At 45.7% G+C, this 14,593-nt stretch carries 16 protein-coding genes and 1 pseudogene; 8 read left to right on the top strand and 9 right to left on the bottom strand.

The features are described 5' to 3' along the window. The gene (qoxD, locus tag ACQCVH_RS00320) at positions 1-285 is read left to right on the top strand and encodes a cytochrome aa3 quinol oxidase subunit IV (RefSeq protein WP_257992122.1); all 285 of its coding nucleotides are present in this window, start codon (positions 1-3) and stop codon (positions 283-285) included. A 508-nt stretch (positions 286-793) separates the two neighbouring features. Here the strand turns inward: qoxD and ACQCVH_RS00315 are convergent. Further along, the gene (locus ACQCVH_RS00315; protein WP_426833963.1) at positions 794-1,036 is read right to left on the bottom strand and encodes a hypothetical protein; all 243 of its coding nucleotides are present in this window, start codon (positions 1,034-1,036) and stop codon (positions 794-796) included. A gap of 269 nt (positions 1,037-1,305) precedes the next feature. On the opposite strand from ACQCVH_RS00315, the gene pckA reads away from it, so the two are divergent. Next, a complete protein-coding gene (pckA, locus tag ACQCVH_RS00310; protein ID WP_426833962.1) occupies positions 1,306-2,895 on the top strand; it encodes a phosphoenolpyruvate carboxykinase (ATP) in 1,590 nt (529 codons plus the stop codon). An 84-nt stretch (positions 2,896-2,979) separates the two neighbouring features. On the opposite strand, the gene ACQCVH_RS00305 is transcribed toward pckA, so the two are convergent. After that, complete coding sequence (locus ACQCVH_RS00305; protein ID WP_426833961.1) at positions 2,980-3,426, bottom strand: DUF4385 domain-containing protein; 447 nt, start codon at positions 3,424-3,426, stop codon at positions 2,980-2,982. 72 nt (positions 3,427-3,498) lie between these two features. Next, on the bottom strand, positions 3,499-4,377 hold the full coding sequence (locus ACQCVH_RS00300; RefSeq protein WP_426833960.1) for a LysR family transcriptional regulator: 879 nt from the start codon (positions 4,375-4,377) through the stop codon (positions 3,499-3,501). Between the two features lie 110 nt (positions 4,378-4,487). Here ACQCVH_RS00300 and ACQCVH_RS00295 point away from each other — a divergent pair, with 110 nt between their 5' ends. Beyond that, a complete protein-coding gene (locus ACQCVH_RS00295) occupies positions 4,488-5,567 on the top strand; it encodes a citrate synthase/methylcitrate synthase (RefSeq protein ID WP_426833959.1) in 1,080 nt (359 codons plus the stop codon). 65 nt (positions 5,568-5,632) lie between these two features. Here ACQCVH_RS00295 and ACQCVH_RS00290 read toward each other — a convergent pair whose 3' ends face one another. Together ACQCVH_RS00290 and ACQCVH_RS00285 are read right to left on the bottom strand one after the other, a co-directional pair. Continuing rightward, complete coding sequence (locus ACQCVH_RS00290) at positions 5,633-5,875, bottom strand: DUF2584 domain-containing protein (protein ID WP_426833958.1); 243 nt, start codon at positions 5,873-5,875, stop codon at positions 5,633-5,635. Between the two features lie 21 nt (positions 5,876-5,896). Beyond that, entirely contained in the window at positions 5,897-6,697 is an 801-nt protein-coding gene (locus ACQCVH_RS00285) for an alpha/beta hydrolase family protein (RefSeq protein WP_426833957.1), read from the bottom strand. A 145-nt stretch (positions 6,698-6,842) separates the two neighbouring features. Between ACQCVH_RS00285 and ACQCVH_RS00280 the strand changes: the two genes are divergently transcribed. From ACQCVH_RS00280 to ACQCVH_RS00270, 3 genes are read left to right on the top strand one after another with little or no spacing between them, the layout of a single operon-like run. Then, positions 6,843-7,838, top strand: a complete 996-nt coding sequence (locus tag ACQCVH_RS00280; protein WP_426833956.1) for an ABC transporter substrate-binding protein — start codon at positions 6,843-6,845, stop codon at positions 7,836-7,838. Positions 7,839-7,874: 36 nt separating this feature from the next. Continuing rightward, positions 7,875-8,645 (top strand): ABC transporter ATP-binding protein, encoded by a 771-nt coding sequence (locus tag ACQCVH_RS00275; protein WP_426833955.1) that lies wholly within the window; start codon positions 7,875-7,877, stop codon positions 8,643-8,645. Beyond that, positions 8,632-9,435 carry an ABC transporter permease gene (locus ACQCVH_RS00270; protein ID WP_426833954.1) on the top strand — a complete coding sequence of 268 codons (804 nt, stop codon included), beginning with the start codon at positions 8,632-8,634 and terminating at the stop codon, positions 9,433-9,435. Before ACQCVH_RS00275 ends, ACQCVH_RS00270 begins: the two co-directional genes overlap by 14 nt. A gap of 354 nt (positions 9,436-9,789) precedes the next feature. Here the strand turns inward: ACQCVH_RS00270 and ytkD are convergent, their stop codons facing one another. Next, positions 9,790-10,257, bottom strand: coding sequence for an RNA deprotection pyrophosphohydrolase (ytkD, locus tag ACQCVH_RS00265; RefSeq protein WP_426833953.1), 468 nt, complete (start codon positions 10,255-10,257; stop codon positions 9,790-9,792). 326 nt (positions 10,258-10,583) lie between these two features. On the opposite strand from ytkD, the gene ACQCVH_RS00260 reads away from it, so the two are divergent. Continuing rightward, positions 10,584-11,468, top strand: a complete 885-nt coding sequence (locus tag ACQCVH_RS00260) for a DUF6612 family protein (protein ID WP_426833952.1) — start codon at positions 10,584-10,586, stop codon at positions 11,466-11,468. A gap of 319 nt (positions 11,469-11,787) precedes the next feature. Here ACQCVH_RS00260 and ACQCVH_RS00255 read toward each other — a convergent pair whose 3' ends face one another. Beyond that, positions 11,788-12,117, bottom strand: coding sequence for a hydrolase (locus ACQCVH_RS00255; RefSeq protein WP_426833951.1), 330 nt, complete (start codon positions 12,115-12,117; stop codon positions 11,788-11,790). A gap of 176 nt (positions 12,118-12,293) precedes the next feature. Between ACQCVH_RS00255 and ACQCVH_RS00250 the strand changes: the two genes are divergently transcribed. Then, entirely contained in the window at positions 12,294-12,551 is a 258-nt protein-coding gene (locus ACQCVH_RS00250) for a DUF6154 family protein (RefSeq protein ID WP_009795296.1), read from the top strand. Between the two features lie 125 nt (positions 12,552-12,676). Here ACQCVH_RS00250 and ACQCVH_RS00245 read toward each other — a convergent pair. Further along, positions 12,677-14,030: pseudogene (locus tag ACQCVH_RS00245) on the bottom strand (IS3 family transposase). Between the two features lie 78 nt (positions 14,031-14,108). Further along, positions 14,109-14,546, bottom strand: coding sequence for a Dps family protein (locus tag ACQCVH_RS00240; protein WP_224898215.1), 438 nt, complete (start codon positions 14,544-14,546; stop codon positions 14,109-14,111). Positions 14,547-14,593 lie beyond the last annotated feature (47 nt).

Genomic DNA, 14,593 nt, shown 5'->3' with positions numbered 1-14,593 from the left:
ATGAGCGAATTATTTCCCCGCAAACAAGTGATGGGCTTTGTATTCTCACTAATCCTGACTGCAGTGGCCCTCATGGTTTACTTCTTTGACATGTCCTATGCGGTCGGGCTGACGATTCTTGTCATTACGGCATTCATCCAGGCTGCACTGCAGCTGGTCGTATTCATGCACGCAGGCGAATCGGAGGATAAAGGAACGATTTTTACCAATATTTATTATTCGATCTTTATTGCCCTGGTGACTGTGTTTGGTACATTGCTCACTATGATTTGGGGTTATATGTAGGATTAAAAGGGGGAGCGCCTTGGTTAGCCCCGACAAGCTTAGACCTCGAGGGCTAGGCGTTGCAGCAAGAGTAATAGGAGTGCCTTTTGTGGCGCTCCTATTTTTTTTGGCTTATAAATGTGGGCTGCTGATTTGCGTTCCCGGCACTTCGCTTTCCGCGGGGCGACGCTGAGCCTCCTCGGAGCAAGCTTCTGTGGGGTCTCAGCATTGCCGCTGAAATCCCGCAGGACGTTGAATCCTCTTCCTCGATGTTTCTTCGCACGAGAAAAATGCGCATGCATTTTATGAGGAGTCTACGTGCCTTGCACTCCAATCAACAGACTTTCTAAATTTTTTGCGTTTTGGGTTCCGGCATTTTATTAGTCATCCCTGTATCTAAGAGAGATAAGAAAACATTAAACTAATTACTACACAAGATCTGAAGTCACATCCAGAAATCAAAAAGATACTGAAAAGCTTTTTCGGTACCCTTTTTCCTGCAAAACAAAAGGAGCGTCATCCGACGCTCCTATTTTTTATGTTGTACTGTCAGTCTGCCGCCTTCTGTTTTTTCGAGCATTTCTTCGGTTGCTTTAAAGAAGATGCCCATGAGGAAGATGAAAACTGCTCCGATGACCATACCGATTCCGACAGGAGTCAGTAAGCTGGAACCGTTTGCAAAAAATCCAGCCAGAAAAGTGAGAATTCCTGCTGCCAGGATGGCTCCGCCGATATTTTTGGTGAAGATAATGATCTTTTGATTGCTGTTCATGCTTATCGCTCCCCTTTTTTCCTTATTATCCCTCTTCGTTCACCATATTGTCAATATCTTTTCACATAATATCCCTTGACTTTATTATTTCTTACCCTTAGGAATAGGTAATCATGCAGTTTTTCTTTGGAAATAGGTGAAATGTTACAATTTCTTGTGAACACAAGGAAAAAAGTTAAATAGTATAGATTAATAATTTAAATGTGTTATACTATTTTTGAGATGTAATCACTTTCAAAAACAAATTGGCAAAGGAAGGTATTCATCAGATGAATTCTGTAAGCATCCCAAACGAACTCAGCACCCTATTGCAAGGCCAGAATATTCAAATGCAATTGTCTGTACCCCAGCTTGTGGAAAAAGTACTGAATAAACAGGAAGGCATCCTGACGGCAACGGGTGCAGTCTGCGCAACAACCGGAAAGTATACCGGCCGGTCGCCAAAGGATAAATATATTGTTGAAGAAGCATCCGTGAAGGATAAGATTGACTGGGGCCCAGTGAACCAGTCTATTTCCGAAGAGATTTTCTCAAGCCTTTATTCTAAAGTAATCGATCATTTAAAAGATAAAGAAGAAGTTTATGTGTTTAAAGGTTTTGCAGGAGCGGACACAAAGCACAGGCTTCCTATTCAAGTAATCAATGAATATGCATGGCACAATCTTTTTGCCCATCAGCTTTTCATACGCCCTTCTGAGGAGGAGCTGCTCGACCATGAAGCTGCCTTCACAGTCATTTCAGCCCCTGATTTTAAAGCAGATCCGGCTATTGACGGGACACAGTCCGAAACGTTCATCATTGTCTCCTTCGAGCGCAGGACTATATTGATTGGCGGTACAGAATATGCCGGGGAAATCAAGAAGTCGATATTCTCTATCATGAATTATGTCCTTCCGGAAAACGGCATCCTGTCTATGCACTGTTCCGCAAATGTCGGCACAGAAGGAGATGTGGCCCTTTTCTTCGGTCTGTCCGGAACAGGAAAAACCACACTCTCTGCTGATCCAAACCGCCGCCTGATCGGAGATGATGAGCACGGCTGGTCATCAACAGGAGTTTTCAATGTCGAGGGTGGATGCTATGCAAAATGCATCGGCCTGACACGCGAGAAGGAGCCGCAGATTTTTGACGCCATCCGCTTCGGATCTGTCCTGGAAAATGTCATCGTCAACCAGGAGTCACGCCTTCCGGATTATGACGATAATACATTGACTGAAAATACCCGTGCGGCCTATCCGCTCCAGGCTGTCGACAATATCGTCGATCCGAGCGTCGCCGGCCATCCGAATACGATTATTTTCCTGACGGCGGATGCGTTTGGGGTACTGCCTCCAATCTCCAAGCTTTCTAAAGAGCAGGCTATGTACCATTTCTTAAGCGGCTATACGTCAAAGCTTGCCGGAACTGAGCGCGGCATCACTTCCCCGCAGGCTACATTCTCAACCTGCTTCGGGTCACCGTTCCTGCCTTTGCCGGCAATGAGGTATGCCCAAATGCTCGGCGAGAAAATCAGCGAGCATAATGCCAACGTCTTCCTTGTCAATACAGGCTGGACAGGCGGGGAGTACGGAACAGGCAGCCGCATGAAGCTTGCCTACACACGCGCAATGGTTCAATCTGCTTTGATCGGTGAACTGAATCATGCTGAGACAGCAAAGGATGAAATCTTTGGCCTTGAGATTCCGCTTCACGTGCCTGGTGTTCCTGATGATGTCCTTCAGCCAGTAAAAACATGGGCAGATCCGGAAGCATATGCCGAAAAAGCAAAAGAGCTTGCCGCCCAATTCAGGGCCAATTTCAAAAAATTCACAGACGTACCGGCTGAAATCGAGGAAAAAGGCGGTCCTTCAGAGGCCTGACTATTGATTAAAGCTGAGATTCTTTTAACAGTGAATAGGTAAAAGCAGCAAGCCGTGCCCGGAATCCTGGCACGGCTTGCTGTTCTATCCATATTTCTTTTGATGGGCTTTTTTTAGTTCCAGGTACTCCTGGTCCTCTCTGATCAGGTTCCATTTTTCCTTAAAAATACGGGCCGACTCCGCTTTTTCATGATCAATGGTCCTTTCCTTTACATCTCCATCTTCATCATACTTGCGGCCGCCTTTATAATTCGCATACCGCCTTGCACGCGTATATCCCATCTGAATGAATTTCCGGCTCATATCCATGCCGGGAAAATCTCCTTTTTTCTTATAATCCAAATACAGCTGATAAATCTTTTCCGATGACTCCTTTGCAATCTCCGGCGTCCGGAACCGCCAGTGGGGAAGAATTTCACTTTTATACGGCTCGACCAGCAGCACCCCCTGCTCCCCTCTCCCAACCCTGTATTTCTCCGGATTTTTGCGGAAATCGATCTGTTCAAAGTCCATTTTATAATCAAATGCCACTGTTATCATCTCCCTGCTTATCCATTCCTTTTCAGGCAGGCTTCAAAACAACATGCAGCAGTTTGCTCTCTTTTAGATTCTGTAATTGGATAGAAAGCTTAAAAATTCCCGCTGCTTTGAATGGCTGTACCGCATGATTGCATAGGCAGCTGCTTCGGGCAGCTGTATATTCCTGCACTCTACCTCCAAAAGCCGTCCTTCCAGAAGCTCCCGCCTCACAGTCGACTCAGGCAGGAAAGATACACCAAGGCCTTCGGCTATAAAGCGCTTGGTTATATGCGTCTGCGACACCCGCATCATTTTCACGCGGGGATAACGAATCTTTACCGCCCTGCAAAGCTCGTCCCAATAGCCTGGGTGGTTATGTGTCAGAAGATAGGCAGACAAAAGAACCTCTTCTTCATCAAGTGGCGGGGCACTTTCCGAATCTCTCCCGTCATGTCCGGCGACAAGCATAACCCTGTCATTGTATAGTAGCTCTGATATCATTTGCGGTCCAGCAGCCGGAAGACATGACAGGCCGATATCCACTTCCCCCTTGCTGACAGCTCCTTCTATATCGGAAGAATCAGCTATCATGACTGAAATCTCGACTTGAGGATGCTGTTTTATATAGCTTTTCAGTACATATGGAAGGATAGTATCAGCTATCAGCGGGGAAATGGCAATATTCAATGATAAAGTGAATCCCTGTGAAAAGGACTGCAAATCCTCAAGGCTTTCCTGGTGGACAGCCAGCAGCTTCCGGCAGTGTTCCAGATATCTTCTGCCTTCTTCGGTCAGTTCCACCTTTCTGCCTCCCCGTTCAAAAAGAGATGCCCCCGTCTCTTTTTCCAGCTGCCTTATATGAACTGTAACTGTAGGCTGCGAGATATAAAGCAGGTCTGCCGCTCTCCGGAAGCTCCCAGTCTCTGCCGCTGCAATAAATGTTGTCACCCAGCTTAAATCCATAGCTCCACCTTTCCTGATTAGTTTTCTTAATCGTTTTGATTAAAAATAATTAATTTTCTTAATAATTAATATTTTATACAATGAAAGCAGATAAGGAAAGGAGAATGAGAATGATTGCTAAAGGATTAAAAGGAATCATTGCTGCTGAAACTTCCGTCGGCCATGTGGATGGATTAAAGGGTAAGCTGATTTACCGGGGCTATGAAATCGGGGATCTGACCAGGAAGTGCTCCTTTGAAGAAGCAGCTTTCCTGCTTTGGAATGGCCGCCTGCCCGCCCGCGGGGAACTGGACGACTTGAAGACTGAACTCCTCTCCTTCAGGGCGCTTCCTCCGCATGTGGCCAGCATCATAACAGCCATGCCCGTGTCTTTCGACGTGATGGACGTTTTAAGAACCGCTGTATCCTCTCTTGGAGGAAGCCTCGAAAAGCCTGCGGTAAGGCAGGCTGTTCAGCTGACCGCCCTCATTCCAGTGATGATTGCCTTCAGGACCCGGCTGCTGGAAGGAAAGCAGCCGGTAGATCCTGAACCTTCTTTGGGCCATGCCGCGAATTATCTTTATATGCTGAAGGGAGAAATCCCTGAAAAAGCCCATTCAGAGGCTTTAGAAACGTATCTGCTTCTTACAATGGAACATGGGATGAATGCCTCTACTTTTTCAGCAAGAGTGACTGCATCCACGGAATCAGACCTTATTTCAGCCATTACTTCAGCAATCGGCACAATGAAAGGCCCGCTTCACGGAGGGGCTCCATCAGGGGTGATAGAGCTGCTGGATGAAATAATGGAGCGGGGAGATGCAGAAGATGTCATCAGGGAGAAATTGGAGCGGGGAGAAAAGCTGATGGGGTTTGGTCATCGCATCTATAAAACGCTGGATCCGCGGGCAGCGGCATTAAAGGAGAAGCTTCAGCAGTTTGCCGGCCATGATACATGGCTTGATATGGCGATGGAGACAGAAAGAACAGCATTGAGGCTGCTGGCCGAATATAAGCCGGGCCGATCATTATACACAAATGTGGAATATTACGCAGCAGCCATCATGAAAGCCCTCCAGATGGACCCTTCCCTCTTTACCCCCACATTCACTGCTGCCCGGATAGCAGGCTGGACAGCCCACGTCATCGAACAGGCTGACGACAATGCGATCTTTCGTCCAGAGTCGCTGTATATCGGTCCGCTTCACTAATAATGATCTGTTCTCTTCCATGTTAACAAAAAATGAACAGGCCCCCTTCACAGGGGCCTGCGTTTTTAGTTAGTCGAATTCAATGCTACCAGCTGATAGGTGATGCGTGTTTTTCCCTCTTCCATTTCAAGCTTCCTGATCAGGGCGGTTCCGCTTAGATCAGCCTCTTTTGTTTTGCGGACTTCTACGGGGATGTCCAGCGGATAGATCCTGTAGCCTTCTTTTTCAAGTGTAAAATAATTGTCTTCAAGCCTGGTTTCCCTGCCTTTTGTCACAATCATCGTATTTAATTCCAAAGGCATGCCCATAGGATATCTCTCCTTCATTCTCTAATCTACTCTTATAGTACCGTATTCAGCCTGTTTTTTCATCCATGCTGTTAAATCGTAAACCACCCTGCGGTTGACTGCCGGCGGGAAGTAATGGGTATATTCATTGAAATACCAGCTTTCGACCGGCTTTCCTAATGCCTTCAGCCTCTTTTCAAGCCTGTAGGCGTGCTCGACAGAAACATTTTGGTCCTTAACTCCATGAATGATCAGGACAGGTGGCCCCATGTCCTCAAGCTGGTAGAGGGGGGTCCTGCTTTCATACCGTTCAGGATATTTAACCGGTGTTCCCCCGATGACCCGCTTCATCATTCTCCGCAAGTCATTCCTCTCTACATACGTTAATGCCATATCGCTGACTCCGCCCCATGTAACGACAGATGCCGCTTCAGGAAAATGGATGGCTGCAAGGAGCGCCATGACTCCTCCCCTGGAAAAGCCAAAAATATGGACTTTGTCTACACGGGGATGCTCTTGAAGCAGGCGGAAGCCTGAAAATGCATCTTCCCTGTCTTCGCCTGCAAAGTCTTCATTGCCTTCTCCTCCCTGGTTTCCCCGGTAAAATGGCGCGAATACAATGAAACCTTCTGATGCAAATTGGACAATCCGCCCTGGCCTGACTTTCCCCACATTTTTGATTCCGCCCCTCAGATAAAGGAAACCGTCATATATCTTTCCATCCTTCGGCTCTGCCAGCAGGCCTTTTACCTTCAATCCCCCGGCTGTATAAGTGATAAGGCTTAATTCAATGGCAGGGTTTGGGGAAGGATAGCGCTGCCTGTCTATAATCATTTCTTCCATCAATTCTCATCTCCTTGGACCCTGCAGAATAATAGGCACAAAGCCTTCCATTAAGTTTCCGTTCCTGGGCATTCACACATTTTTTGCCCAAATCATACGATAGCTTAGATAAGAACACACACCTTTACACACAGGAGGCAATAGCATGAAAAGAGCTTTAAAAATAAGTTTTTCTTTGCTGGCTGTATTTGTATTGCTGGTGCCGCTGGCGGCTTGCGGCAAAGATGAAGTCCAGACCGTCCGGATTGCGGAAGTTACCCGTTCCATCTTCTATGCTCCCCAATATGTTGCCATTGAAAAGGGATTTTTTAAAGAAGAAGGCCTTGATGTCAAACTGACAACCACCCCTGGCGGAGATAAAACGATGACAGCCCTTCTTTCGGATGGAGCTGATGTGGCGCTTGTCGGATCTGAAACCTCCATCTATGTATACGGCCAGGGTACAAATGATCCTGTCATCAATTTTGCGCAGCTGACACAGACAGATGGAACCTTCCTCGTATCCCGGGAAAAGATCGACGACTTTTCCTGGGATCAGCTGAAGGGTAAAACTTTCCTTGGCCAGCGCAAAGGCGGAATGCCGCAGATGGTAGGGGAGTTTGTATTAAAGAAGCATGGAATCGATCCCCAGGAAGATTTAAACCTTATCCAGAATGTGGATTATGCCAATATTGCTCCAGCCTTTGCTTCTGGCACCGGTGAATTCGTCCAGCTTTTCGAACCGACTGCCAGCGTGTTTGAAAAAGAAGGCAAAGGGCATATTGTTGCCTCCTTTGGCACAGAATCCGGTCATGTACCTTATACCACTTTTATGGCAAAAGAAAGCTATATGAAAGAAAACAGTGAAACGGTTGAGAAATTTGCCCGAGCAGTCTATAAAGCTCAGCAGTGGGTTGACTCTCATGAACCAAAAGAAACAGCTGAAACAATCCAAAAATATTTCGAGGATACTGACCTTGATATCATTGAAATGGTAGTGGACCGCTACAGAAGCCAAGGCTCGTTTGCAGCTGATCCAATATTGGATGAAGAGGAATGGAAAAACCTCCAGGATATTATGGATGAGGCCGGCGAGCTTCCAAAACGGATTGATCATAAAACATTAGTAAATACAGAGATTGCCGAAAAAGTGATGAAGTAGGCAAGGCTCTGAGCTTAAAGAAACGGAGGGTGAAAAATGGACTTTCTCGAGATTGAACAGATCAATCATACTTATTTCACTAAAAATACTGCAAATACGGCCCTCTCTGATATTACCTTAAGCATCAGGGAAGGAGAGTTTGTCTCCTTCCTTGGCCCAAGCGGCTGCGGAAAGACTACGCTTTTGTCCATTATCGCCGGCCTTATAGAGCCCTCAGAGGGCAAGGTTTCCCTTGAGGGGCGTCCAGTCAATATTTCTGAACGGAATATCGGTTATATGCTCCAGCAGGACTATCTATTCCCCTGGAAAACAATCGAGGAGAACATCTTGATCGGCTTAAAGCTTGCAGGAGAAGACACTGGCAGCAAAAGGGATTATGCCTTCAGCCTGCTTGCTGAGATGGGGCTCTCCGGCGTGGAAAAACAGTTTCCAAAAGAGCTGTCGGGAGGCATGCGCCAGCGGGTGGCCCTGGTGCGCACCCTTGCCGCTGAGCCAAAGCTGCTGATGCTCGACGAGCCCTTTTCCGCCCTTGATTATCAGACTAAACTGAAGCTTGAAGACCTTGTCTCAGGCACGCTTAAGGCATTCGGAAAAACGGCCATCCTTGTGACGCATGATATCGGCGAGGCCATCGCCATGAGCGATAGGATATTCATGTTTTCCCCTCGCCCCGGAAGGCTGCACAAAACCTTCCACATCCCGGATGAGCTGCGGAATCTGAACCCTTTTCAGGCCAGAAGCCATTCTTTATATTCTACATTGTTCCAGACTGTATGGAAGGAGATGGAGTCCCTTGAGTCAGAATAACAGGATTGAAGCCCTGCATCTTGAATACAAGAAGGGACTGAGAAGCGAGAAAAGGCGGGTCCGCTTTTTTCAGCTGGTCATATTCGCTTTCTTTTTTGCCGGCTGGGAGATATTCAGCAGGAACGAATGGATCAATCCGCTGATTTTCAGCTCGCCATCAAAGGTATGGGACCTGCTCCTGTCCAAGCTGAGCGACGGCTCTCTCCTGGCCAACCTCGGAATCACCCTTTCGGAAACTGTGTTCGGCTTTGTCCTGGGAACCTTCCTTGGCACATTGCTGGCTGCCATTCTCTGGTGGTCTCCCATCATCCAGAAAATACTGGATCCGTATCTTGTCATACTGAATGCCATGCCCAAGGTTGCTCTCGGGCCCATCCTGATTGTTGCCCTCGGTCCGAGCTTTACATCCATCGTCGCCATGGGCGCCATCATATCAGTCATCATTACAACCATTGTCGTTTATACATCCTTTAAGGAAGTGGATCCCAACTATCTGAAGGTGCTGCAGACCTTCGGCGCCACGAGGGCCCAATGCTTTAAGGAAGCCATCCTTCCAGCCTCATTCCCTGTCATCATCTCAACATTGAAGGTCAATGTCGGCCTGTCCTGGGTCGGAGTGATTGTCGGAGAATTCCTGGTATCCTCAAAGGGGCTTGGCTATATGATCATTTACGGTTTCCAGGTGTTCAACTTTACGCTTGTCATGCTGTCGCTCCTGGTCATCGCTGTCTTTGCCACTATTATGTACCAGCTTGTGGATCTGCTGGAGAAAAAGCTGATTAAAAGCTGAATGCCGGCAGATTTTTTATTAAGGGTTTCTGCTTTTTAAATTTGCTGTTAATTTCCGTTCCAGGCACTCGGTTCCCCATGGCGGTGCTGAGCCTCCTCAGAGCATGATCCTGCGGGGTCTCAGCTTTGCCGCTGTCTCCCGCAGGACATTGAATAACCATCCTGGAATCTGCTTCGCACGAGAAAAATTCTATGAGGAGTCTGCGTACTTTTACTCCAATTTACAGGTTGATAAAATTTATTGGGCAAAGCTGCAGTCCGTCTATATTTTTCATTGAAACCTATGTATAAAAAAGGTTTGGGAAATCCCTCTGGCCCTCTTTTTGATGGACTTGACCCGGAATGGCTGTTGCTATTAGAGCTTTCCTTCCAGTATTTCAATGCTCCTTTTTACCACATCATCCTTCATGATGAAGCTGAAACGGCTGTCCATCCTCTCCGCCATTAAATCCCCATTAAAAAGAACCGGTCCATCCGTCTCCATATAAGAGTCCTTATTCTCCAGCTCTGCTGCATGTCCCCAGTAAATGGCCTTAACAAAGGACAGGCCATCCAGCTTTACCTCATATTCTCCAATAAACTGCAGGTCATCAATCAGGGCTCCTGTCTCTTCCCGGACCTCTCTCCTTGCTGCCTCTTCGATCGTCTCTCCCGCTTCACATTTCCCCCCAGGGAACTCCCAGCCTCTTTCCCGGTGATCTGTAAGAAGCCAGCTATCTTCATACCGGCAGATGACAAGGACATGCTTTGCTTTTTCAAGGAAGGATCCCCTCCGGAAAGACAGCCTTACATCCCCCCCATTATAATCTTTGAAAACTTCCATTCAAGTCCACTCCTGTTTTCTTTTTTCTCTATTATAGAAGAAGCATCCGGCAGGAAACCACTTTTGCGGCGCACTCAGGTAAATTTTTCATATAAAAACAGCTTAACCTCTTCCTAAACAGGGAAAGGACCTGTGAATCCGTTCGGTTTTTCTATGAAACCCGCAAAAGATACATAAAAAGCCGAGGATAAGGCGTGGCATTAAGGGAGGGAGCTTACTCACGATTATTCTATTTAGGCTTAAAGAACCATTTTAGGGCATATTCGAAACCTTTCGGCAAACAGCCCGTAAAAAAGATAACAAATACTAACAGAGGAGTGTATACTTTGAAAAAAATTCTATCATTAGCAGCAAGCCTTATCCTTCTATTCATGCTGGCGGCATGCAACCAGACGGCTGCCCCTGTCAGTGAGGACAATAACAAAGGAGAAAATGGCACAGCTCCGGAAAATGGCGAAGCGGCAGAGAATGAATCTGACCTGACTCTTGAGGAAGTCTTGAATAAAACGACAGAAGCCTCAGAGAACCTAAATAGCTTTTCGGTCGATATGACAATGGATCAGATGATCAGCGCCGGCCAGGAGGAGGAAAACATGAATATCAGCTCTGATATTCAGATGGATGTCGTTACAGAGCCAATGGCCTTTTACCAAAAAACGACCATGTCCCAGGACCAGTCCGGAGAAACTTATGACACTGAAAGCTATTTTACTGAAGAAGGCATGTTCATCTATGACCCTGCCGGAGAAACATGGATGAAGTTCCCGAAAGAAATGTCAGATCAGCTGATTCAAATGTCCGGACAGCAGACAAATCCTGCTGAAGAATTAAAAAAGCTGCAGGAGTTCACAGATGACTTCACATTTGAACAGGACAACAATCATTTCATTCTCAAACTGAAAGCATCAGGGGAAAAATTCACGGAACTCATGAAAGAAACAATGGCTGACACACTGCCGCCAGAGATGGCTGCCGATGAAGAAGTATTCAACAACATGAACATTGAAAACGTCGAGTACACCATCCTGGTTGATAAGGAAACTTTTCATCCTTCATCACTGAATATGGATATGACCATGGAAATGGCAGTTGAAGGCCAGACCGTTACACTTAACCAAAAAATCGAGGGCAACTATTCTAACTACAACGAAGTAAAAGAAATCGCAATCCCTCAAGAGGTTTTGGACACAGCAGTTGAAATGGAGATGTAAAATAACAGATTGGGGCGGGAAAGTTTCCTTGCCCCTTTTTTATACTCTTGATGCAAGGATAGATATGTCTGGAACAAGTCAACAGCTTATCTAATAAATTGATTAGGGGTACGAATGACATAATGTTCTGCCTAGATCCTATCGGTGTAGAAGTCGAGATACGCCTGTTGATTGGAGTGGAAGGCACGCAGACTCCTGCGGGATTGCAGCGGCAATGCTGAGACCCCACAGCGCGCAGGAGGCTCAGCGTCGCCCCGCGGAAAGCGGAGTGCCTGGAACGCAAATCAACAGCCCGAATAGTGGCAGAAACCCCGCTTTTTTAACTTCTTTTGCCCAGAATACCCATCCCACCAATATGCTTCCTGGCTTCTTCATCCCCAAGCTCATAAATCATTTTGTATGCCCCGGCCAGGCCTTCATCATAGGCATCGTTCTCCCGGTCATAATGATACTGGACATATGGAACATGAGCACGGAAGAAATTCTGCCAGTCAGTTGAATGGTTCTGGTCAAAATACTCCCTAAGCCTGGTGATTTCTTCGTCATTGGCCTCTATTTTAAAATTCCAGGGCGAACTGTCCGGACTCTGGGATATTTCTCCGCTTGCAACGCTTATATAATACACTTTCCTATTTTCCATCCTGGTCATCCCCTTTTTATTTCCTTCTTATCTTTGTTTCCCTCAAGGAAGGCAATTTTATTCTCGGGGAATACTTTTCATGATGGAGGGTATTTACTAAATATAATATAGAAAGACTGGCGGGCAGGATTTTTCCTGGCCGCCGCGAATATACATTAGCAATCCATCACGAGGAGGTGTACCATATGAAAATTGTTGACGAGCTCTATGAATTGTACCGCGGAAAGCTGACAGGGGATGAGGAAGACATTGATATGCTTGCATTCGCTTTTCTTGAGGAAATGAGCTATGATGACCTTCTTTCCCTCCTGAAGGAAATGGATAAACAGGAGCTATACAGCCTGATGGGCCTTTATTTAATCGAAAGCCTGAAGGGCAAATTTGCCAATGAGGACTACGGCCAGGAAAGGCATCCGATTTTCCCTCAGCGGAATATTCATTAAACTGATACATAAATGGAGAAAGGAAAAGCCGGTATCACTTATCCAGGCTGCTCCTTTCTCTCCTTTTTTTGCATACCAAAAAAGCATCCGGAAGCTGAACTGAACCCAAAAAGTTAGACACAAATTTAGGCTGCCTCTAGGGCATGAGTCCGGTACTCAACCGGGCTCATGCCTTTTAATTTTGCCTTAATTCGTTTGTGATTGTATTAATCTATGTATTTGACTAATTCCTTCTTAAAATTAAAATGATCCATGCTTTTAAATTCATGTAGGTAAAGCAGTTCACTTTTCAATAAGCCAAAAAAGTTTTCCATGACGGCGTTATCCAGGCAATTTCCCTTACGGGACATACTCTGTACAATTCCGTAATGTTTTAACGAAACTTGATACTTTGGCATCTGATAGTGCCAGCCCTGATCTGAGTGGAGGATGGGAGTATCTCCATCTTTTAGTTTCTTAAAGGCGTTATCAAGCATTTTTGACACAAGCGGATAAATAGGTCGGTGTTCAAGCTGATAAGCAATGATTTCCCCATTGTAAAGGTCAAGAATCGGAGACAAATATAGTCCTTCCCCATGTAAATGGAATTCTGTAACATCTGTAACCCATTTCTGGTTAGGCTTGTCCGCCTTGAAATTACGCTCCAGGATATTGGGGGAGACTTTGCCTGCTTCTCCTCTATAGGATCGGTACTTCTTCATTCGCACCAAGCACTTCAATCCCATTTCATTCATTAGCCTACGGACAGTCTTATGGTTGAGTGCCACTCCTTTGTTTCGCAACTCCAAAGTGATCCGTCTATAGCCCTACCTGCCTCGATGTTCATCGAAAATGGCCTTTATTACATCTTTTATTTCAGAATATTTGTCAGGACGGTTCATTTGTTTGACCCAATAATAGTAGGTACTCCGTGGAAGGCCTGCGACCTTCACCAGCGCCACCACTTTAAACTGATGCCTTAATTCATAAATTATTTTCGCTTTGTCCTGTTCTGTAACTTTTCTTTTTTTTGAATGAAGGCATGTAACTTTTTTAAATAAGCAATCTCCATTCGTAACTGTTCATTTCAGCCCGAAGGGATTCTTCCGACCCCACAATTTGTTTATCCTTTGCCCGTTTATTCTTCATGGATTGACGCCCCTTTTTCTTTGGTTGGAGAGCGTCAATCCCCTGGGTAACAAATAATTGTCGCCATTTACGCACTATCACTGATGAAGGTATATTGAATACCGCGGCTGATTCAACGGTAGACGCTCCCGTTTCGTTCATATAGGTAAGTACGTCCATTTTAAACTCGATTGGATAGTTTGTATAGGATACTTCAAAAGCTGATAGCCCTAGTTTTTCAAATCTTCTAACCCACCCTTTTAAAAGGGTCATATCTACATTGTGTTTGTCCGCCACTGTTTTATATGACTCAGTCCCATTTAAATAGTCATGAACGGCATTTAATTTAGTTTTTAATGAATATTTGGCCATAGAAAAACTGCACCTCCAATTGTTAATGGTGTCTAACAATCGGGGTGCAGTTCACAGCTGCCGGATGCTTTTTTATACTTATCCTAAGAATGCTTTGAACATCCAAATATGCTTTTTCAAGCCCTGCTTCACAGACAGCAGCATATCCGCCGTGCCTTCATCATTTGCCTCTTCAGCAATTTCAATGGCACTTTGCAATTCATCTTCCATTTTGATGAAGTCATTGCAGATGCTCCTGACCATATCTTCTTCTTTTTCAGAGCCTGATGCTTCTTCAACAGAAGCCATTTCAAGGCATTCCCTCATTGTAGCAACAGGGCTGCCTTCCAGGGCCAGCACCCTTTCAGCAAGAACATCGATATGCTCATTTGCCTCGTTGTACAGCTCCTCGAATTTTTCATGAAGGGTAAAGAAGTGGCGCCCCTTTATGTACCAGTGGTAATTATGGAGCTTTACATATAATACCGTCCAATTGGCCACCTGTTTATTAACTGCTTGTACTAATTGATTTGACATACTATCAACCTCCCTTCTTTATAGTACCCACCCTCGGTTTTTTAAAA

It is taken from the genome of Bacillus infantis, assembly GCF_050107595.1.
Taxonomy (GTDB): Bacteria; Bacillota; Bacilli; order Bacillales; family Cytobacillaceae; genus Bacillus_AB; species Bacillus_AB infantis_C.
The sequence above is the reverse complement of the archived record's forward strand: the minus strand, read 5'-3'. Positions and strand labels throughout refer to the sequence as shown.

What these genes read in the sequence shown, in the direction of transcription:
- ACQCVH_RS00290 (WP_426833958.1), bottom strand. Translation starts at nt 5,875, where the DNA reads ATGGGCATGCCTTTGGAATTAAATACGATGATTGTGACAAAAGGCAGG.
- ACQCVH_RS00315 (WP_426833963.1), bottom strand. Translation starts at nt 1,036, where the DNA reads ATGAACAGCAATCAAAAGATCATTATCTTCACCAAAAATATCGGCGGA.
- ACQCVH_RS00300 (WP_426833960.1), bottom strand. Translation starts at nt 4,377, where the DNA reads ATGGATTTAAGCTGGGTGACAACATTTATTGCAGCGGCAGAGACTGGG.
- ACQCVH_RS00255 (WP_426833951.1), bottom strand. Translation starts at nt 12,117, where the DNA reads ATGACCAGGATGGAAAATAGGAAAGTGTATTATATAAGCGTTGCAAGC.
- ACQCVH_RS00240 (WP_224898215.1), bottom strand. Translation starts at nt 14,546, where the DNA reads ATGTCAAATCAATTAGTACAAGCAGTTAATAAACAGGTGGCCAATTGG.
- qoxD (WP_257992122.1), top strand. Translation starts at nt 1, where the DNA reads ATGAGCGAATTATTTCCCCGCAAACAAGTGATGGGCTTTGTATTCTCA.
- ACQCVH_RS00275 (WP_426833955.1), top strand. Translation starts at nt 7,875, where the DNA reads ATGGACTTTCTCGAGATTGAACAGATCAATCATACTTATTTCACTAAA.
- ACQCVH_RS00280 (WP_426833956.1), top strand. Translation starts at nt 6,843, where the DNA reads ATGAAAAGAGCTTTAAAAATAAGTTTTTCTTTGCTGGCTGTATTTGTA.
- ACQCVH_RS00250 (WP_009795296.1), top strand. Translation starts at nt 12,294, where the DNA reads ATGAAAATTGTTGACGAGCTCTATGAATTGTACCGCGGAAAGCTGACA.
- ACQCVH_RS00295 (WP_426833959.1), top strand. Translation starts at nt 4,488, where the DNA reads ATGATTGCTAAAGGATTAAAAGGAATCATTGCTGCTGAAACTTCCGTC.
- pckA (WP_426833962.1), top strand. Translation starts at nt 1,306, where the DNA reads ATGAATTCTGTAAGCATCCCAAACGAACTCAGCACCCTATTGCAAGGC.
- ytkD (WP_426833953.1), bottom strand. Translation starts at nt 10,257, where the DNA reads ATGGAAGTTTTCAAAGATTATAATGGGGGGGATGTAAGGCTGTCTTTC.
- ACQCVH_RS00285 (WP_426833957.1), bottom strand. Translation starts at nt 6,697, where the DNA reads ATGGAAGAAATGATTATAGACAGGCAGCGCTATCCTTCCCCAAACCCT.